Source organism: Brevundimonas sp. AVps31 (assembly GCF_058681355.1).
Map to the genome: position 1 here is coordinate 3,117,974 of NZ_CM178736.1, position 18,670 is coordinate 3,136,643.

At 69.0% G+C, this 18,670-nt stretch carries 18 protein-coding genes and 1 pseudogene; 9 read left to right on the forward strand and 10 right to left on the reverse strand.

Features of this window, described 5'->3' with window-relative positions; genetic code table 11:
* Positions 1-10 precede the first annotated feature (10 nt).
* The 3 genes from ACW174_RS15230 to ACW174_RS15240 form a co-directional block, all read right to left on the reverse strand.
* Positions 11-1,672 (reverse strand): FAD/NAD(P)-binding protein, encoded by a 1,662-nt coding sequence (locus ACW174_RS15230; protein WP_492015271.1) that lies wholly within the window; start codon positions 1,670-1,672, stop codon positions 11-13.
* A 126-nt stretch (positions 1,673-1,798) separates the two neighbouring features.
* Positions 1,799-3,097: a PQQ-dependent sugar dehydrogenase gene (locus ACW174_RS15235; RefSeq protein WP_492015272.1), complete on the reverse strand. Its 1,299-nt coding sequence runs from the start codon at positions 3,095-3,097 to the stop codon at positions 1,799-1,801.
* Positions 3,094-3,525, reverse strand: coding sequence for a DUF2231 domain-containing protein (locus ACW174_RS15240; RefSeq protein WP_492015273.1), 432 nt, complete (start codon positions 3,523-3,525; stop codon positions 3,094-3,096). Before ACW174_RS15240 ends, ACW174_RS15235 begins: the two co-directional genes overlap by 4 nt.
* A 156-nt stretch (positions 3,526-3,681) precedes the next feature.
* On the opposite strand from ACW174_RS15240, the gene ACW174_RS15245 reads away from it, so the two are divergent.
* Positions 3,682-4,416 (forward strand): cytochrome c oxidase assembly protein, encoded by a 735-nt coding sequence (locus ACW174_RS15245; protein ID WP_492015274.1) that lies wholly within the window; start codon positions 3,682-3,684, stop codon positions 4,414-4,416.
* Complete coding sequence (locus tag ACW174_RS15250; RefSeq protein WP_492015275.1) at positions 4,413-5,123, forward strand: cytochrome b; 711 nt, start codon at positions 4,413-4,415, stop codon at positions 5,121-5,123. The genes ACW174_RS15245 and ACW174_RS15250 overlap by 4 nt, the downstream gene beginning before the upstream one ends.
* Before the next feature lie 19 nt (positions 5,124-5,142).
* Here ACW174_RS15250 and ACW174_RS15255 read toward each other — a convergent pair.
* Positions 5,143-5,757 (reverse strand): annotated as a pseudogene (locus tag ACW174_RS15255) (c-type cytochrome); the annotation flags it as partial.
* A gap of 80 nt (positions 5,758-5,837) precedes the next feature.
* Between ACW174_RS15255 and ACW174_RS15260 the strand changes: the two are divergent.
* The 4 genes from ACW174_RS15260 to ACW174_RS15275 are packed head-to-tail and all read left to right on the forward strand — an operon-like array spanning position 5,838 to position 9,979.
* Complete coding sequence (locus ACW174_RS15260) at positions 5,838-6,188, forward strand: c-type cytochrome (protein WP_492015276.1); 351 nt, start codon at positions 5,838-5,840, stop codon at positions 6,186-6,188.
* The gene (coxB, locus tag ACW174_RS15265; protein ID WP_492015277.1) at positions 6,181-7,137 is read left to right on the forward strand and encodes a cytochrome c oxidase subunit II; all 957 of its coding nucleotides are present in this window, start codon (positions 6,181-6,183) and stop codon (positions 7,135-7,137) included. Before ACW174_RS15260 ends, coxB begins: the two co-directional genes overlap by 8 nt.
* The gene (locus tag ACW174_RS15270; RefSeq protein ID WP_492015278.1) at positions 7,134-9,686 is read left to right on the forward strand and encodes a cbb3-type cytochrome c oxidase subunit I; all 2,553 of its coding nucleotides are present in this window, start codon (positions 7,134-7,136) and stop codon (positions 9,684-9,686) included. Before coxB ends, ACW174_RS15270 begins: the two co-directional genes overlap by 4 nt.
* The gene (locus ACW174_RS15275; protein ID WP_492015279.1) at positions 9,683-9,979 is read left to right on the forward strand and encodes a hypothetical protein; all 297 of its coding nucleotides are present in this window, start codon (positions 9,683-9,685) and stop codon (positions 9,977-9,979) included. Before ACW174_RS15270 ends, ACW174_RS15275 begins: the two co-directional genes overlap by 4 nt.
* A gap of 168 nt (positions 9,980-10,147) precedes the next feature.
* On the opposite strand, the gene ACW174_RS15280 is transcribed toward ACW174_RS15275, so the two are convergent.
* The 6 genes from ACW174_RS15280 to ACW174_RS15305 all read right to left on the reverse strand — a co-directional run bounded on the left by ACW174_RS15280 (position 10,148) and on the right by ACW174_RS15305 (position 15,640).
* Positions 10,148-11,686: an MBL fold metallo-hydrolase gene (locus ACW174_RS15280; protein WP_492015280.1), complete on the reverse strand. Its 1,539-nt coding sequence runs from the start codon at positions 11,684-11,686 to the stop codon at positions 10,148-10,150.
* Between the two features lie 50 nt (positions 11,687-11,736).
* Complete coding sequence (locus ACW174_RS15285; RefSeq protein WP_492015281.1) at positions 11,737-12,372, reverse strand: LysE family translocator; 636 nt, start codon at positions 12,370-12,372, stop codon at positions 11,737-11,739.
* A 2-nt stretch (positions 12,373-12,374) separates the two neighbouring features.
* Positions 12,375-13,184 (reverse strand): universal stress protein, encoded by an 810-nt coding sequence (locus ACW174_RS15290; protein WP_492015282.1) that lies wholly within the window; start codon positions 13,182-13,184, stop codon positions 12,375-12,377.
* A 1-nt stretch (position 13,185) separates the two neighbouring features.
* The gene (locus ACW174_RS15295; protein WP_492015283.1) at positions 13,186-14,046 is read right to left on the reverse strand and encodes a hypothetical protein; all 861 of its coding nucleotides are present in this window, start codon (positions 14,044-14,046) and stop codon (positions 13,186-13,188) included.
* Between the two features lie 86 nt (positions 14,047-14,132).
* Positions 14,133-15,233, reverse strand: coding sequence for a patatin-like phospholipase family protein (locus ACW174_RS15300; RefSeq protein ID WP_492015284.1), 1,101 nt, complete (start codon positions 15,231-15,233; stop codon positions 14,133-14,135).
* 14 nt (positions 15,234-15,247) lie between these two features.
* Positions 15,248-15,640, reverse strand: coding sequence for a c-type cytochrome (locus ACW174_RS15305; protein ID WP_492015285.1), 393 nt, complete (start codon positions 15,638-15,640; stop codon positions 15,248-15,250).
* Between the two features lie 184 nt (positions 15,641-15,824).
* On the opposite strand from ACW174_RS15305, the gene ACW174_RS15310 reads away from it, so the two are divergent.
* From ACW174_RS15310 to fixJ, 3 genes are all read left to right on the forward strand, one after another.
* Positions 15,825-16,484, forward strand: coding sequence for a helix-turn-helix domain-containing protein (locus ACW174_RS15310; protein ID WP_492015286.1), 660 nt, complete (start codon positions 15,825-15,827; stop codon positions 16,482-16,484).
* Positions 16,485-16,620: 136 nt separating this feature from the next.
* A complete protein-coding gene (locus ACW174_RS15315; protein WP_492015287.1) occupies positions 16,621-18,075 on the forward strand; it encodes a PAS domain S-box protein in 1,455 nt (484 codons plus the stop codon).
* Complete coding sequence (gene fixJ, locus ACW174_RS15320; RefSeq protein WP_492015288.1) at positions 18,068-18,670, forward strand: response regulator FixJ; 603 nt, start codon at positions 18,068-18,070, stop codon at positions 18,668-18,670. Before ACW174_RS15315 ends, fixJ begins: the two co-directional genes overlap by 8 nt.

The following is an 18,670-nucleotide window of genomic DNA, read 5'->3' on the forward strand; positions in this document are numbered from 1 at the left end:
CGTCAAAGGTCTAGGCCACGGCCCGGAACATGTCGACCGGCGCGGCGCGCGCTTCGATGACCGTCGCCAGCCTGCGACCGACGATCTCGCCCATTTCATAGGAGCTGGTGATCCCCTGCACGAAGGGATGGCGGCCCATGATGAACGGAAGGCTCAGGCAGAACAGCCGGTCTGGCGACAGGCCGTCAGCGACCGGGCGGAACAGGTCGTCAATCACGATCCCCCTCGACGCCTCATCGGCGTCGCCAGAGGATTCATCGCGCACGATCCCCTGCTCAAGCAGGGACAACAGCGGGAACTGCACCGCGCCCAGGGGGCGCTGACCCGTCGCCTCGATGAAGACCGGATAGTGTCGCCGCCGGTTCGCCTGGACAAGTACGGCCCCGCCGTCCGGGCAATGGGTGTCGATACTGTACCGTTCGCCGAGCGCGATCACGTCCAGCTTGCCGGCGCGATGCAGGGCCAGCATTCGCTCGACGGACTCGTGCGGCACGGCGCCGTAGGCGTCCACGAAGACGGGTTTGAAGTGACGGCTGAAACGCGCGAACCCGGCGCTGTCCAGATGGGGAACGATCGCGGCCACGACCTCGTGCATCCGCAGGATCGCGTCCCGCCATGGCACGGTGCGCCGCGCGTCATGGTCGGCGCGCGCCTCGACAAGGTTGGCGGCCGCCCAAGCGAAGGGATCAGACGCGACCCGTTGCGCAAAATAGGCCTCGCCGAACGCCTCGACCGTGGCCTCGCTCAGCCGGGTCGCCTCGGCATAGGCCGGGTCCACCGCCTGCAGTTCACGCCGGAACAGATCAAACACGCGGTCGAGCAGCCCCCCGCCCCCCTCCCCGATGAGACCCCGGATCGCCTGAGGCGTGCAGATCGTCAGCGGCGCATGCGGCAGCGGGAAGTAGTAGTCGGCCTCGGGCAGCAAACCCTTGCGCGACATCATCGTGATGCTGAAGCCGTCGGTTTGCGGCGCAGGCTCATAGTGAAGCCCGTCGTCGTCCCGGATGAAGGCCCCGTGGCTCCCGGCCAAGGCCACCGCCGCATCAATGGCCGTCAGCGAGGATCCGCGCAGACCGACCTTTACAGGCGGCAGGGCGGCAAGCGCCGTCGCCGGCCAAGGGCTCAGGAAATACCCGGGGCGGACTTCCTGTCTCGACGGCCACTGGTGGCCGGTCGCCAGCACCACGTGATCGAACAGCTCCGTCGTCGTCTCACCGTGCGGAGACGCGGAGAGCGTCAGGGCCATGCCGCCGGGAAGATTGGCCGCATCGACCACGCGACAGCCGGTGCGCACCTCGACCGTCACGCCGGACATCCGCGCTTTTTCGAGCAGGAGACTGAACTGGCTTTCAAAATATCGGCCGAGGACGACCCGGGGTACGAAGGCGCGATCGTCAATTCCGGCGACGTCCAGATCCATCGCCTCGAGCTCCGGCGTGGATCGGGACTGCAGCCAGCCCAGAAGGGTCTCGGTCAGAGGCGGGATTTCGGCGCTGGCGATGTTCGACAGCATGGCCGGATCATTCCACCCCTGGCGGTAGGGGCTGCCGACCCCCGCCTTGGCCTGGGCCTCGAACACGGTGACGCGCGTGCCGCGCACAGGGTGCGCCAGCAAGGCGTTCAACGCGTAGAGTGTGGTCGGCCCTGCGCCGACAAAAGCGATCTGTGACATGCCGCGACAGAATGCGTGGCGGCGAAACCCGATCCAATGTCGGGGATCGGACTCCGCGCGCCACGCCTTGGTCTGCGCCATCCGCCTGTGCCGGGCCTCATCGCCGCCCGGCGAAGGCGGCATCCGTCAGCGCGCCGGGGCGATCCGCCAGATGGTGTTGGACAGATCGTCGGCGACCAGCAGGATGCGTCGCTGGGGATCGAAGGTGACCCCGACCGGACGTCCGCGCGCCTTTCCGTCGGCGATGAAGCCGGTCAGGAAGTCGACCGGCTGGCCGGCGGGCCGACCGTTCGCGAACGGCACCCAGACGACCTTGTATCCGGACAGGTCCTGGCGATTCCAGCTGCCGTGCTCGCCGATGAAGGCGCCTTGGGTGAAGGCGCCGCCGAAGCCGCCGTTGGTGGCGAAGCTCAGGCCCAGCGCCGCGACGTGGGAGCCCAGGGCGTAGTCGGGGGCGATGGCGCTGCGGACCTGGCCTTCATTGGCCGGGCGCACGCGCGGATCAACGTTCTGGCCCCAGTAGCTGTAGGGCCAGCCGTAGAAGGCCCCGTCGCGCACCGAGGTCAGGTAGTCCGGCACCAGCTCCGCCCCCAGCTCGTCCCGCTCGTTGACCACGGCCCAGAGCTGGTTCGAGGTCGGCTCGATGGCCAGGGCGGTCGGGTTGCGGATGCCGGTGGCGAGGGTGCGACGCGCGCCGGTCAGGCGGTCGATCTCCAGGACCACGGCCCGATCTTCCTCAACCGACATGCCGCGCTCGCCGACATTGCTGTTGGAGCCGACGCCCACATAAAGCTTCGTGCCGTCGGCGCTGGCGGTCAGCGACTTGGTCCAGTGGTGGTTGATCTCGGACGGCAGCCGGGTGACGACCTCGCCCGGGGTGGTGATCCGCGTCTGGCCCGGCTGATAGGCGAAGCGCAGCAGGGCGTCCTGATTGGCGACGTAGAGATTGCCGTCGACGAAGGCGAGCCCGTAGGGCGCATCCAGATTCTCGATAAAGACGGTGCGGACCTCGGGCGTGCCGTCGCCATCGGCGTCGCGCAACAGGGTGATGCGATTGCCGCCCTTCACCGACGACTTGCCGCGCGCCTTGATGACGCCGGCGATGACATCCTTGGGCCGGACCTTGGGCGCCTTCCCGCCCGCGCCTTCGGCGACGAGGATGTCGCCATTGGGCAGGACCAGCATCTGACGCGGGATCTTCAGATCACCGGCGAAGGCCGTGACCGTAAAGCCGGCGGGCACGGTCGGCAGCTGGCCGTCCCAGCCGGTCGGGGTGGCGATCTTCATCGGCGGGATCAGGGTTTCGTTCTGCCCCGGCAGGGTCGGTCCCGGTCCTGTCTGTTTGAGGTTCTCCGCCGGACGGCCGCAGGCGGAAACGGCGACGACGAGGGTCAGGGCGGAGGTGGCGAGCAGGCGGCGGATCATCGGGCGTCCTCCCGTTGGGTGGAGGCCGTACCGACCCAGGCGGCGGCGAAGGCGAACAGGGTGGAGCCGATGGACAACAGCAGGCCGGTCGTGCCGACCGAGCTCCAGCCGTCGCGGCTGTGCTGGAAATTGTTGACGAGGCCGAACAGGAAGGTGACGGCCAGCAAGACCGACAGCCACAGCGTCGCCGCCCGGGCGGGCGTCTTCCACTGGAAGATCAGGGCGATCAGGGCCCAGGCCAGCAGAAGGCCCGTGAACACCTCGCCCCCGAGGATCAGCCACTGGGAGAAGTTGGTCCACTGGATCACCTCCGTCCGCAGATAGGCGATGTCGCTCAGCAGGCCGCCGGTGAACAGGGCCGCCGGGAATCCGAGGAGGATGGAGCGTGTCGTATCGAGAGGCCGCGCGGCCAGTCCGTTCAATGCCATTCTTGCGTCGTTCCTGTTCAGCCTGTTGCAGGGGCCAACCCGTCGGGAGCCGTTTCGTTGCGGTGTTTCGGGGAACCACCCCGCGCCCCGGACCCTTCTCACGGTGAAGCTGCCGAGGGGACGCGCCATCACCTGTCTATCGATCGAGATCGTCGCATGACGCCCGCAGCGGGTTGGATCCCCTATTGCGGCCCCGCGCCGACGCCGGGCGACTGGCGCTGGAATCTCGATCCGGCGCTCCTGTTCGTCCTGGCCGCGGCGACGGTGCTGCTGGTCTGGCGCTGCCGGGGACGGGCGCGCGCGCTGGGCTTGGCGGCCATGGCGATGCTGGCCATTGTCTTCGTCTCCCCCCTGTGCGCGATCAGTTCGGCGCTGTTCTCGGTGCGGACGGTGCATCACGTGCTTCTGGTCACGGTCGCCGCGCCCCTGATCGCCTGGGCCCTGCCCCGGCGTCCGGTCGGCTCGCTGACGCTGGCGACGGCGGCGCAGGCGGTGATCTTCTGGAGCTGGCATGCCCCCGCCGCCTATGGCGCGGCCCTGTCGCACGATCTGATCTACTGGGCCATGCAGGCCAGCCTGCTGGCCAGCGCGGTCTGGTTCTGGGCCGGTGTCCGCCGCGCCGCCGCGCCCTCGGCCGTGGGGCACCTGCTGGTCGCCATGGTGGCGATGGGATTGCTCGGCGCCCTGCTGACCTTCGCCGAACAGGCCGTCTATGCGCCGCACCTGATGACGACCCAGGCCTGGGGCTTCACCCCGCTGGAGGACCAGCAGGCCGCGGGCCTGATCATGTGGGCGCCGGCCGCGGCGGTCTATCTGGCGGCCGCGCTTCTGGTGCTGGGCCGCTGGATCGGCCCCGATCGGGCGGTCACCCGCGTGGATTCCGCAGCGTGATCGACAAGCTGATCGGCCGGGTTCTGGAGTGGGCCGCCGGGCACCACGATGAAGGCCGCTACTCGCCTGTCGCCATCGTCTTCCACTGGACCATGGCCGCGCTGGTCAGCTTCCAGCTGTTCTGGGGCTGGTGGATGGGTCGTCTTCCGGTCGGGGGCGACAAGGTGGCGGCGCACAATCTGCACTACGCCATTGGCGTGCTGATGCTGGTCTTGGCCATGGGACGCGGCAGCTGGCGGTTGCTGGCGCCGGGCCCGATCAATGACGCCGACAAGCCGGGCTGGGAAAGTACAACAGCCAGCATCACCCACTACATCTTCTACACCTGCCTGTTCGGCCTTCCGCTGACCGGCTGGGCCATGGTGTCCGCCACCGAGCGGACCCAGGACCTGACCTTGCTGGGGCTGACGGCCTGGCCGCTGATGCCGCTGCAGGACCTCGACAATGTCACCCGCTGGCGGATCGAGGCGATGAGCGAATGGATGCACTGGGGCCTGGTCATTACCCTGCTGCTGATGATCCCCCTGCACGTCGGGGCGGCGCTGAAGCACCAGATCATCGATCGGGACGACGTACTCCACGGGATGCTTCCGGTCGTGCCGCAGCCGACGCGGCGGCGGACGCGTTGGCAACGTCGGTATCGGGCGGTGGAGCAGCGGGTGCGCGCTCTAGCCAGGCGGCGATTTGGGCTATCTCGGCGTCGGTGAGGCTCTTTACCGCATCGATCATCACCCCGCGCGGATCATTGCGCCGCTTGGCCAGTTGCCACCGATGCAACTGGTCGACCGTATAGGCGGCGGGCTGGGCCGCGATCGCCGGATTGCCCGACCCGACGCCCAGTCCGTCGGCCCCGTGGCACGACGCGCAGGCCGGGACGCCCCGCGACGGATCGCCGCGCAGGTAGATCGCCGGCGCCGGACCGGCGCCCCCCTTCGCAGCGGGAGCCGGCATGGCGGCGTACCACTGGGCCACGGCCCGGCGGTCGCCGTCGTCCAGCCAGCGGGCGACCTCGCGCATCACCACATCCTGCCGGACGTCCCCGGCGTAATCCTCCATCTGCTTCTGCAGATAACCCGCGTCCAGTCCGGCCAGACGGGGCACGCTGACGCCGTCGCCCATGCCGTCGAGGCCATGACAGCTGAAACAGGCGTTGGCCGCCCCGCCCTCGCCACCGCCCATGGCGATGATCTGACCGGTCTGCGTAAAGGCCGCGCCGGTGTCATTGGTCGCGGGCGAACAGGCCGCGAGGGCCAGAAGAGGGAAAAGCAGCAAGGAGCGCACACCGACCGAACACCGCCTGCGGCTCACGGTTCCGCTTGCCCGCCGGGGAACCTTGACCATGGGGGCGGGTTTGATCGGCAATGGCGAAGGGGCGTGATGACGGGACGGCAGACCCAGCAGGGACCGGCGTGAGGTGGGGCGTGCTCGGCCTCGCCGCGCTTCTGTGCGCCTGCGCGGACAAGAGCGACCCGCCACGGGCGGTCATGGGCGCGGACGCCGCACGCGGGCTGGAGATCATCGACCGGGTCGGCTGCGCGGCCTGTCATGCGACGCCCGGGGTCAGTTGGCCCAAAGGACTGGCCGGACCGTCGCTGGAAGGATTCGCGGACAGTCCGATGATCGCGGGCCAGTTCCCCAACCGGCCCGACCTGCTGATCGCCTTCCTGAAGGACGCGCCGTCGATGGCGCCCGCCACCGCCATGCCCCCCATGCCCCTCACCGATGCCGAGGCCCGCGACGTGGCCGCCTACCTGTATACGCTCCATGACTAGTCCCGCCGCTGACGGAACCGCGGCCTGGCCGCCGCCCGCGCTCGATCCCGCCGGACCGTTCGCCGGGCCGCTGAACACCCTGTCGTGGGTGCTGTTCGCCATGGGCGGGGCCGTGCTGCTGATCGTGGTGGTCGCCCTGGTCATCGCCCTGTTCGGACCGCGCCGCTGGCGCACCCGGCTGGGCGGACAGAAGCTGGTCTGGATCGGCGGCTTCGCCTTCCCGGTCGTGGTGCTGAGCGCGCTTCTGATCTACGGCCTGGGTCTGACCAGCCACCTGACGCAGGAGCCCGGCGAGGGCGAGATGCGCGTGCGCGTCACCGGCGAAATGTGGTGGTGGCGCGTCGCCTATCTGGACGATCAGGGCCGCGAGGCGGTGCAGGACGCCAACGAAATGCACATCCCGACCGGCCGGCCGGTGGTGATCGAGCTGGACTCGGCCGACGTGATCCACAGCTTCTGGGTGCCGCGCCTGTCCGGCAAGGTCGATATGATCCCCGGCCGTCGCAACCTGATCCGCATCCAGGCCGATGCGCCCGGCGCCTATGGCGGCCAGTGCGCGGAATACTGTGGCGGACCGCACGCCCTGATGGGCTTTGTCGTCGTGGCCCATGAGCCGGCGGACTATGCCGCCTGGCTGGCGCGACAGTCCGCCCCCTCCCCCGCCGCTTTCCAGCCGACGGCGGGCTCCGCCGTCTTCGCGCGCGCCGGATGCGGCGCCTGCCACACGGTGGCGGGCACGGCCTTCAACGGCCAGGCCGGGCCGGACCTGAGCCATGTCGGATCGCGGCGCACGCTGGGCGCGGGCATACTGGCGAACAATCAGGGCACGATGGCAGGCTGGATTTCGGACAGCCAGTCCATCAAGCCGGGCAATCGGATGCCCGCCTATCCGGTCCTGACCGGGCAGGAACTGCGAGACGTGTCCGGCTGGCTCGAGAGCCTGAAGTGAGCGCGCCGTTCGAGAAGGAAACCGGGTTCGACCCCGCCCTGTACGAGCGCTTCCCCACCGCCGGCGCAAGACCGAAGGGCGAGGTCGAACAGCTGGAGGAGATCTGGTGTCGCCCCAAGGGCTGGCAGTGGATCACCGCCATCAACAACAATTTCGTCGGCGTCTATTACGTCGGCGCGGCCATGCTGTTCTTCGTGCTGGCGGGCGCACTGGCGGTCCTGATGCGGACCCAGCTGGCTCTGCCCATGGCGGGCGTGCTGCCCGCCGAGACCTACAACCAGCTGTTCACCGTGCACGGCACGATGATGATGTTCCTGTTCGCCGTGCCCGCGGTCGAGGCGCTGGCGGTGCTGCTGCTGCCCCAGATGCTGGGCGCGCGCGACCTGCCCTTCCCGCGCCTGTCGGCCTATGCCTTCTGGGCCTATCTGATCGGCGGTCTGGCCTTCTTCTGCTCCCTGTTCTTCGGTCTGGCGCCCGATGGCGGCTGGTTCATGTATCCGCCGCTCAGCTCGACCGCCTTCTCGCCCGGCATCAACGCCGACTTCTGGCTTCTGGGCATCGGCTTCATCGAGATTTCGGCCATCGCCGGAGCCATCGAGATCATCGTCGGCGTCCTGCGCAACCGCGCGCCGGGCATGACGCTGGACAAGCTGCCGATCTTCGCCTGGGCCATGCTGATCTTCGCGGGGATGATCATCATCGCCTTCCCGTCGGTGATCCTGGCCACCACCCTGATGGAGCTGGAGCGGGTTTTCGGCTGGCCCTTCTTCGACCCTGTGAAGGGCGGCGACCCCATGCTGTGGCAGCACCTGTTCTGGTTCTTCGGCCACCCCGAGGTCTACATCATCTTCCTGCCCGCCGCCGGGGCCATGTCGACCATGATCCCGGGCATCGCGCGGACGCCGCTGGTCGGCCACAACGCCGTGGTCCTGGCCATGCTGGCGACCGGCTTCATCAGTTTCGGCGTGTGGGCCCACCACATGTTCACCACCGGCATGCCGACCATCTCGACCAGCTATTTCTCGGCGGCGTCGATGGCGGTGTCTGTGCCCGCGGGCATCCAGGTCTTCGCCTGGATCGCCACGATAGCGGCCGGAAAGATGCGCTTCACGACAGCGGGCCTGTTCGTCATCGGCGCCATCATCACCTTCGTCATGGGCGGACTGACCGGGGTCATGGTCGCCATGGTCCCATTCGACTGGCAGGCGCACGACAGCTATTTCATCGTCGCCCACCTGCACTACGTCCTGATCGGCGGGATGGTCTTCCCCTTCTTCGCCGCCATCTACTACTGGCTGCCCATGTCCTCGACCCGCCCGCTCAGCGAGCGGCTGGGCAAATGGGCCTTCTGGCTCATGTTCACGGGCATGCACGTGACCTTCCTGCCCATGCACCTGAGCGGGCTGATGGCCATGCCGCGCCGGGTGTTTACCTACCTGCCCGGGCGCGGGCTGGAGCTGCCCAACCTGATCTCGAGCATCGGGACGGCGATCACCGTCGTCGGCGTGCTGATCTGGATCATCGACATGGCCCGCAACTTCCGTCCGTTCGGCGACCGGGACGCGGGCAACATCCATGACGCCCCGGGCCTGGAATGGCTGCCGACCGGCCTCTATTCCGTGCGCTCCGTGCCCGTGGTGAAGAGCCTCTATCCGCTGTGGGAGCAGAAGGGTCTGACGCGGGACGTCGAAGCGGGTCGCTACTTCCTTCCCGACGCGCCGACCGGTGGTCGCGAGACCCTGGTCACCTCCACCCTCAACGCCGAGCCGCAATACCTTCAGCGCATGCCGATGCCGTCGGCCTGGCACGTCTGGGCGGCGGTGTTCACCGCGGGCCTCTTCCTGCTGCTGACCGTTCAGGCCTACGTCGCCTCGGCCATCAGCGGCGTACTGGCGGTGTGGTGCGTGATGCACTGGTGCTGGATGCTGGACCGGCCCCGGATCGCGGAGACGGTCGATGTCGGCGGCGGCATCCGGGTGCCGACCTATGTCAGCGGGCCATCCAGCCACGGCTGGTGGGCCATGGTCATCACCTTGATCGTGGCGGGCATGATCGCCCTGCTGGCCGGGTTCAGCTACGTCTTCCTCTGGAGCCGCAATCCGCAAGACTGGATCGCGCCGCCGCCCGTGACCGATCTGGCCCTGACCCTGGCCGGAAACGTCCTGGGCGTCGGTCTGGCCTGGTTGTCCTGCAAGGTGCTGACGCTGGATCGGTCCCGCAGTCCGGTGATCGCCACCCTGCTGATGATCCTCGCCGCCGCCGCGATCGGAGGGGCTTGGTGGATTGATCTGAACGGCTGGATCGACGCGGGCCTGAAGGCGTCCGCGACCGGTCAGGGCGCCACGGTCTTCGCCCTGCTGTCATGGCACGGTTTCTTCATGGGGATCATCGCCCTGATGGCGCTGTACGCCCTGCTGCGGCTGGTGTTCGGCCACGTCGAGGCGCGCCGGCCCTCGACCTTCCAGCTGATCGCCCTGTTCATGGCCTATTCCGCCGGACAGGGCGCCTTCTCCGCCGCCCTCACCGCCCTGTTCCCGGGCGCGCCATGAAGACGTGGGCCTGGATGCTGGGCGGGCTGATCGTGTGGAGCGTCCATTTCATCGGCGTCTACATGATCTCCAGCGTCGCCGACGTCGTGAGCACGGCGGACGACCCGGCCTGGCGCATGGCGGGGCTGGCCTTCGGCGGCGCGTGCGTCCTGATCACCGGCCTGCTTCTGGCGGCAGCGCTCCGCCGGCTCCGGGAGAGCCGCCGCTTTGCCGACCAACTCGCCGCATTCGGCGCCGGCACGGCATCGATCGCAATCATCTGGCAAAGTCTGCCGACCCTGATCGGGTTCTAGGCAGACAACCCGTCATATGCCGGGAGCGCAGCGTCGCGTGCTGTCATCGGCCTGCCCGATCGCTGGCGGGAACGCCCGCCCCGCACGCGCTCCCGCCGAAGGACGCTTCCCCGGCCCTGATAGCCGGCTCCCGCAAACTTCAGCGCCATCCCGGGGCGTTCCGGGACATCAGACCCCCGCCGTCTGCGCCGGCCGCAGCACGGCAGCGAGCCGGTCGATGAGGGCCGCGCGTTCGCTATCCGTGCCCTGGCGCTGGATCGCTTCATTGAGCGCGATGAGAAAGGCCGCCCTGTCGTTGTGCCAATCGGCCTGCGTCGCCTGACCCAGCGCCAGCCGCGGCGCACCCTGCCGGATGGGCTCGGCCGACGCGGCCCCAAGCGCATAGGTCCCGTCCAGGTTCGCGGTCAGGCAACGATAGCCTGCGCCGACCAGTCGCTCCGAGAGCGCGGAGAGCGCATCGGGTTCGCCATGGTCCAGAATGACGGCGCCTCCAACATCCCCTCGCGCCTTCAGCCATGCGACCAGATCGGTCGCATCGCCGTGGCCGGAGTAGCAGTCGAGGCTGCGGATGCGCGCCGCGACGTGGATTTCCTCGCCCTGGATCCGCACCACGGACCGGCCTTCGACCAGCAACCGGCCCAGCGTCCCGGCGGCCTGGAAGCCGCTGATCAGGACGGTCGTCTCCTTGCGCCACAGCAGGCGCTTCAGGTGCCGACGGATCCGCCCGGCATCGCACATCCCGCTTCCCGCCAGAACCACATACCAGCCTCTGAGGCGCTCGAGTTGATCGCTTTCCTGTGGGCGCAGGAGGTGGTGCAGACGGCTCGCATGACGAAGCGGTTCGAACGGATTGGCCTCGGTATCGGGGTTCCAGCCCCGGCGCAGAAAGACCTCGGTGGCCTCGATCGCCAGAGGCGAGTCCAGAAAGATGTCCGTGGCCAGACCCGGCTCCTCGTCCATTATCGCGAGCAGGTCGAGGATCAGTTCCTGCGCCCGCCCCACCGCGAAGGTGGGCATCAGCAGCGGTCCCCCGGCCGCCTTGGCCGACTTCAGCTCCTCGGCCAGAAGGCGTCGACGCGCGGCCAGGGCGGGATCGATCCGTTCCCGATCGCCGTAAGTGCTCTCCATGATCACATGGTGAAGGTTCACCGGCCCGTCGGGCGCCGGCAGGAAGGGCTGCCGGCCGGAGCCGAGATCGCCGGAGAACAGGACCCTGACCGCCTGATCGCCCTTGCCCGCGTGAACCTCGATGGAGGCCGCGCCGAGGAGGTGGCCGGCGGGCCACCAGGTGGCCTGGAGGTGGTCTGACACCCGCACCGGAGCGCGGAACTTCGTCGTCTCGAACAGGCGCATCGTCTGGTCGACGTCCGCCGACGTGTAGATCGGCTCGACGGCCTTCAGGCCGCGTTCGGCGTTACGACGATTCAGGTGCCGGACTTCGCTTTCCTGAATGCCAGCGGCGTCCGCCAGCATCACCTCGCACAGGTCACGCGTCCCGCGCGTGGCGTGGATCGGTCCCCGGAAGCCGGCACGGACCAACTTGGGCAACAGTCCGGAGTGATCGATATGCGCGTGGGTGAGGAGGACGGCGTCGATCGAGGCGACATCGAATGGAAACGGCTCGTAGTTGAGCGCCTTCAGGGTCTTTGGCCCCTGAAACATACCACAGTCGATCAGCACGCGGCCCTGCCCGGTGTCCAGCAGCATGCAGGAGCCCGTCACACAGCCTGCGGCCCCGTGAAACGTCAATGTGGGGGTCATGTGGCGGGTCCCGGGGACAGTGGAATCGTGAGAAGCCAGATCACCGTGGCGACAAGGCCGACCGCCAGCACACCCCGGAACCAGAACGCGGCCCGCCGGCTGAGACGACCCGCGAGGCCGGCCGAGCCGAACACCGCCGCGGAATGGATGGCGACGCTGATCCCGATATGGACGAGGCCCAGCGCGAGGCCCTGCACCACAACCGGCGCGTATCCCGGCCGGATGAAGGTCGGCAAGAGGGCGAGATAGAAGATCGCCGCCTTCGGATTCAGCAGGTTTGACATGAGCCCGCGCAGAAACGGGCTGTGGACCAGATCGGGCGGCGGCGCCGTTGTCGGCGAAACCCGAACGGCCTCTCCGGCCAGCCACAGCAGATAGGCGGCGCCCGCCCAGCGCAGGACCTCGAGCCAGATGGCGGATTGCAGGGGCGCCCAGTTCAGCCCGAACAGGGCGAGGCCGAGATAGGCCGCCAGCCCGAGCGTGATTCCCGCGACCGCCTGCAGGCCGGCGCGCCGGCCGTGAGACGCCGACAGGAGCGCCAGGTAGGCGAGGTTTGGACCGGGTGTCAGTTCGACCAAGGCCATGGCCAGCACGAAGGCCGGCAGAAGCGTCGGGTCGACGATCCAGGCCATGTTCAGTGAACCATCAGACAGGGCAGACGCGCTTGGCTGAGGACGGTCCGGGTCGCGCCCCCAAAGACGAACTCCCGGCCCCGGCCGCGGCCATAGGCGCCGAGAACCAGCAGATCGGCGCCTTCCTCGGCGGCGACCTGAAGCAGGACCCGACCGGCATCGCGGTCGGTTTCCTCGTCGAGACGCCGGGTGTCGACCGGAACCCCGCGCCCCTCAAGGTAGGCGGCCGCGTCAGCCAGTTGGCGATGCGTGACGCCGTCCCCGACGGCGACGATCATGGCGTGGCCGCCCCCGGCGAGGAGTGGAGCCGCGGCGGCCAGGGCCAGCCGGCCTTCGCGGGTCGGCTTGAAGCCGATCAGGACCCGGTCGAACCGAAGCCTGGTCGTCGCCCTCGGCACGACGAGCACGGGCCGACCGGCCGAAAGCACCACCTCTCCGACATCCACGCCCCCCAGGGGGCCCGGGCGGGTGAGCGGTTCGCGAAGAACCAGCAGGTCGCTCCGCACGCCCCAGTCGGCCAGCAGCGGCGTGGGATCCGGAACGGCCGCGCTGCGCCATTCCACCCGGCAGGCCGCGGCGGCGGGAACCGCACGCTCGCGCATGAGATCGAGCAGGTCCAGCGCCTCCCGTTCCCGGGCACGCATCAGTGAGAGGGTCAGCGACGCCCCGGTCACGGGCGCCCTCACCGCGGCGACGGCCGCCAGGGTCACAGCCCTGACGCCGCGCGCCTGCGCGAGGGCCAGAACCGCCGGCAGGAAACCGTCCAGGGCGTCCACGTCGTCCAGATGAACGAGGATGTCGTGCAGGGCCATCTCAGTGCGCCAGCAACAGGCTGGGGCCGTCGGTCTGACGCAGGAAGGCGCGGGTTGCGCCTCCAAAGACGGCTTCCCTCATCCGCGCGTGCCCCCAGGCGCCGGCGACCAGCAGGCCAGTCGACTTCGACTGGGCCAAGGCGAGAAGCGCCGCGCCTTCATCGCCCCCCTCCGCCAACTCGGCGACGCCCGTCCCGACGCCATGCAGCGCCAGATAGGCGTTGAGCCGGCCGATGTCGGGATCGCAGCAATCCTGATCAAGGGTGGAGACGCACTGCAGGATATGGATCGCGCTGGCCATGGCGAGGAGCGGGAGCGCCGCCTTGACCGCTCGCCCCGCCTGCGCGCTGCCGTCCCAGGCGATCGCCATCGGCCCGGAAAGGCTGGCTGGATCGCCGCGCGCCAGCAGCACCGGCGCCTGACGCCCGAGCAGGGTCTGGCTGAACAGGTCGCCGCCCCCGCCTTGGGCCAGATGCCCCTGGCCGAAGACGATCAGGTCGGCCAGGGCCGCCTGTCGTGACAGGGCGAGGGCAGGCCGCAGTCCCCGCGTCGAAAGGACCATGCGCGGGCCGCCCTCCCCCGCGCCGAACACAAGATCAGCCCGATTGGCCGCGCGCCGCGCCTCGGTTTCGATCCGCTCCTGAAGCAGGCGTTCGGCTCCCGCCAGTTCCTCCATCGTCTCCTGGGACAGACGCGCGCCGAGGCTCATGCCCAGGGCGATCATGTCGGCGGCGCTGTCGGGATAGGCCGGAAGAATCTCGGCGACGCCCTTGTGGACGGCGGCGATCTCCGCAGCGAATGCCAGGGGGACCGCGTCGGCGTCCGTGCCTGCCGCGATGGCGAGGGTGTGTTTCAGGCTCATGTGCGCTCTCCGATGCGCGCAAGACTGCGCTGCGGCGGGGGTGACGGCCTTGATCGATATCAACCTTCCGAGGGAGGCATTGCGGGCTAACCGCTCCAGGGGTCGACCCCGGTCGCCCTGCGCCGACCGGCCTCGAACAGCCGACGCATGCCCGGCGTATCGAAATTCATCATCGCGGACGGCTCCGGGGCCGACGGGATCGAGGCGAGGCTGAGGGACAGTCCCGCCCCCGCGCAGAAGGCGGCGGCCGTGCCGATCGCCTGCTGATAGGACTGGCGCAACATGGTGTCGAAGCTGCGAAGCAGGATGACGGGCAGGCTCGCCGCCGTCGCCTGCGGAACAGGATCCAGAACCGTATTGACGATCATATGCACATGGCTCCCCCTGAGCCTCTGACCGACGTCGCGCCGGCCGAGGAGCGGCTCCGGCAGGATGAAGAGCGGGGCCGAGACGCCGCCGTCGACATGCATCTCCTCGTAGATCCTCGCGCCCGACGCACAGGAGATCATCCGCGGCGGGAAGATGCCGGGAAGGCTGGCCGACGCGGCCAGCACGCTGCGAAACAGCGCCAGGGCCCGGCCGTCGTCGTCGGGACCGGATTGCGAGGCGATGGCGCCCATGTCCCAGACGCAGGCTCTCTGTCGGTCGAGATCGGTGGTGGTCACGAACAGGCGTCGGCCCTCGGCGTGAGCCGCCGCGATGGCCCGCAGGAGCGCGTCGTCGACAAAGGGGGTGATCAGCGCATCGAGAACAGCGGCGCCGAGAAGACTGTGTTCCAGTCCCGGCAGGGCGCGTCCCTGCCTGATCGCCCGCCCCGCGCGACCGCTCGCGTAGGCGTCCTCCAGCCGATCGTCCCAGTTCGCACCGAGAAAAGCGAAGGGCGCAATCAGCGCGCCCGTGCTGACGCCGGTCACCAGGTCGAACGACGGCCGGCGTCCAGCCCTGCTCAGGCCTGCGAGGAAGCCGGCGCCGTAGGCGCCGCCGGCGGCCCCGCCGGAAATCGCCAGGATGTGGCGCGGCCTGAATGACCAACGCCCCGCGCGTGGGATCAGGCGGCTCACTGTCGCGGCCAGGACGCGGGGCGATCGAGGCAGGGTGAGCCGGACGTCGACAAAGCCCACGGGCTGGCCCGGCTCGCGCGCCAGCGGCCGGACATGACGCCCGGGCGGGCGGGTCGGAACAGGCACGCGCGCCGCCGCGATCAGCGGGGCCTGCGGGCAGGCGCCTGGAGAGCTTCAAGATAGGCCGTGAGATCGTCGATCTCGCTGGCGCGGAAGGTGTAGGCGGGCATCGGGCCGTGGTCGGTGACCAGACCTTCGGCGAAGCTGTTCGCCAGGCTGTCGATTGAACGGCGGCGGACGATCGCGCGGAAGGGCGGCGCCGCCGGCAGCGGGCTGGCTCCCGAGCGTCCGACCGCATGGCAGCCGGCGCAGCTGGCGAGCGCCAGGGCGCGGCCCCGAGCCGCCGCCTCCCCTTCAAGGTCCTGGCGGATCGGGATCGCCGTCACACGCGGGTCCATCGGGAGCATCGGGGCCGACGCCGCCGGAGCGCTGCAGGCTGCCAGGGCCGACATCGTTAGAAGACGAAACATCATCGGAAATTCTCCCAGGGGCGGCCATTCTGACCCGGACCGCCCCGCGGCCCCTTGACCTGGGTCAAGGCCGGCATCGGACGTCACCTCCGTAGCGCTACCTAGGCGCCGACCCCTAAGCGGCGCTCCCGAATGTCTGCGTCCGGGCGACGCGCCTAACCTTCGGCCATCGTCCTGGAGATGTCCGATGACCATGCAGCCCCTTGCCGCCCCGTCCCCGTTCGCCCGTCCCGTCGTTGAGATGAGTGACAGCCTCGGTCTCGTCGGCGTGCGGATGCATTTCGCGCCGGGCGAGGAGATCTGCGCCCAGGACGAGGACGCCGACTACGTCTACCGCCTGATCGACGGCGCCGTGCGGACCACACGGCTGCTGTCGGACGGCCGTCGTCAGGTCGGGGAGTTCTACTATCCCGGCGACCTCTTCGGTCTGGAGTCAGGCGACCGGCACCGCTTCTCCGCGGAGGCCCTCGGCGCCTGCGAGGTGCTGATGGTGAAGCGGGTCTCCCCCTCGCGGACCGGCGCGGATCGGGACCGTTTCGAACGCGCCGTCTGGGCCGGAACGACGACCGAGCTTCATCGCGCCCAGGAGCATATGATGCTGCTGTCGCGCACCACGGCGATCGAGAAAGTGGCTTCCTTCCTGCTGCATGTCGTCGGCCGCGACAGGGCCGAGACGGCGACCCTGCCGATGACGCGCCAGGACATGGGCGACTACCTGGGTCTGACCATCGAGACCGTGTCCCGGATGCTGGGCCGCCTGCAGGCGGACGGAATCGTGGAGTTCGCCGGGTGCCGCCATTTCCGCGTCCGCCAGCATATCGCCCTGTCGCGGCTGGCCGTCGCCTGATCCGCACGGATCGCACGGTGCTGCGGGCCTCCCTGGCGGCCCCGTCGGCGGCGGCGGGTTGAAGCGCAACGGTTGGAGCTTGCCTGTGCTAGACATCCGACGCTGGGGTCCGACCGGCGCGTTGCGAGACTTCAGGATGACCTTTCTGACCACCCGATCGCCGGAGCGCGCGCCCGTCGCCGCCTATGCGGTCGCGGTCAGCGGCGCCCTGCTGGTGCTGTCGCTACAGTATCTTATCGCCCCCTATTTCTACGATCGCGGCTTCTACCTCCTCTATGTGCCTCTGCTGCTGGGAGTCGCCGCCCTGGGGGGGCGCGGACCGACCGTGCTGGCGACCCTGCTGTGCGTCGCGGTTTCGGCGCTCTTCCTGCGCGGCGCCCTGGTCAGCGAACCGGCCAATCTGATCAACACGACCGTGTTCCTCCTTCTGGGCGCGGTCATCGCCGTGGTCGGCGAACGCCTGCGTAAGCAGTCGCTTGAAGCGCTGAGCCGTCAGGCGCATCTGCAGTCCATTCTCGACACCGTCCCCGAGGGCATGATCGTCATCGATGCGACAGGGGTCATGCGATCCTTCAGCGCCACGGCCCAACGCCTTTTCGGCTGGACGGCCGAGGAAGCCATCGGCCGCAATGTCAGGCTTCTGATGCCCGAGCCCTACCATCGGGAGCACGACAGTTATCTGCAGCGATACGACGCGACGGGCGAGCGGCGGATCATCGGGATCGGGCGTATCGTCGTCGGGCAGCGCAAGGACGGATCGACCTTCCCCATGGAGTTGGCGGTCGGCGAGGCCAAGGTCGGCCAAGCGCGCTATTTCACTGGCTTCGTCCGGGACCTGACCGAGCGTCGCGACCAGGAGCGACGGTTCCAGGAACTCCAGTCAGAGCTGATGCATGTCTCGCGATTGACCGCCATGGGCGAGATGGCGTCCTCCCTGGCCCACGAGCTGAACCAGCCCCTGTCGGCGATCACCAGCTACATGAAGGGGTCCGTCACCCTGCTGGACAGCGGCAAGGCTGATCCGAAGCGGTTGCGTGACGCCCTGGATCGGGCGGCCGAACAGGCCTTGCGCGCCGGGGACATCATCAAGCGGCTTCGTGAGTTCGTCGCCAAGGGCGAGACCGCGCACACGCTCGAGGATCCGGCGGCCCTGGCCGAGGAAGCGAGCGCGCTGGCCCTCGTCGGGGCCAAGGATCGCGGCCTGCGAGTGGATCTCCGCTTCGCCCGGGGGATCGGAAAGGTCGTGGTGGACAAGGTTCAGGTCCAGCAGGTCGCGCTGAACCTCATCCGCAACGCCGTCGACGCCATGGCGCAGTCCGACCGACGCGAACTCAGTATCGCTGTCGCGCCCGGCGATGAGGGCGAGGTCCGGATCAGCGTGTCCGATACCGGTCCCGGCGTCGATCCGGCGATCGCCGAACGCCTGTTCCAGCCCTTCTTCACCACGAAGCCGCAAGGCATGGGCGTCGGGCTGTCCATCAGCCGGACGATCATTGAGGCGCACGGCGGCCGGATCTGGCATGAACCGAACACCGGCGGGGGCGCGGTCTTCCTGTTCACCCTGCCGCTGGCGGAGTTGGCGGATGACTAGGTTGATCGTGCATGTGATCGACGACGACGCCGCCATGCGGGACTCGCTCGCCTTCCTGCTGGACGTCAACGGCTTCGACGCCCGGCTGCATGAGTCCGCCGCAGCCTTTCTGGACGCTCCGACCGCCGACACCGACTGCGTGCTGACGGACGTCCGCATGCCGGAGATGACGGGTCTCGACCTTGTGCGCCGACTTCGGGAAGACGGTCGCCGGTCGCCGGTGGTGATCATGACCGGACACGGCGACGTCGCCCTCGCGGTCGAGGCGATGAAGGCGGGCGTGGTGGACTTCATCGAAAAGCCGTTCTCCGACGACGTTCTGGTCGCGGCGCTTCGGAACGCCTTCGCCTCGATCCAGCCGGAGATCGAGGTCGGCGAAACGCGGCGCGTGGCCGAAGCCCGGTTGAGCACCCTCTCGCCGCGGGAGCGGGATGTTCTGGAGGGGGTGGTGGCCGGCAAGCTCAACAAGGTCATCGCCTTCGAGCTGGAGATCAGCCCGCGCACCGTCGATGTCTACCGCGCCAACCTGATGGCCAAGACCGGCGCCCGGACGATGGCCGACCTCATGCGCCTCGCCCTGGCCGCCGGTCTCTAG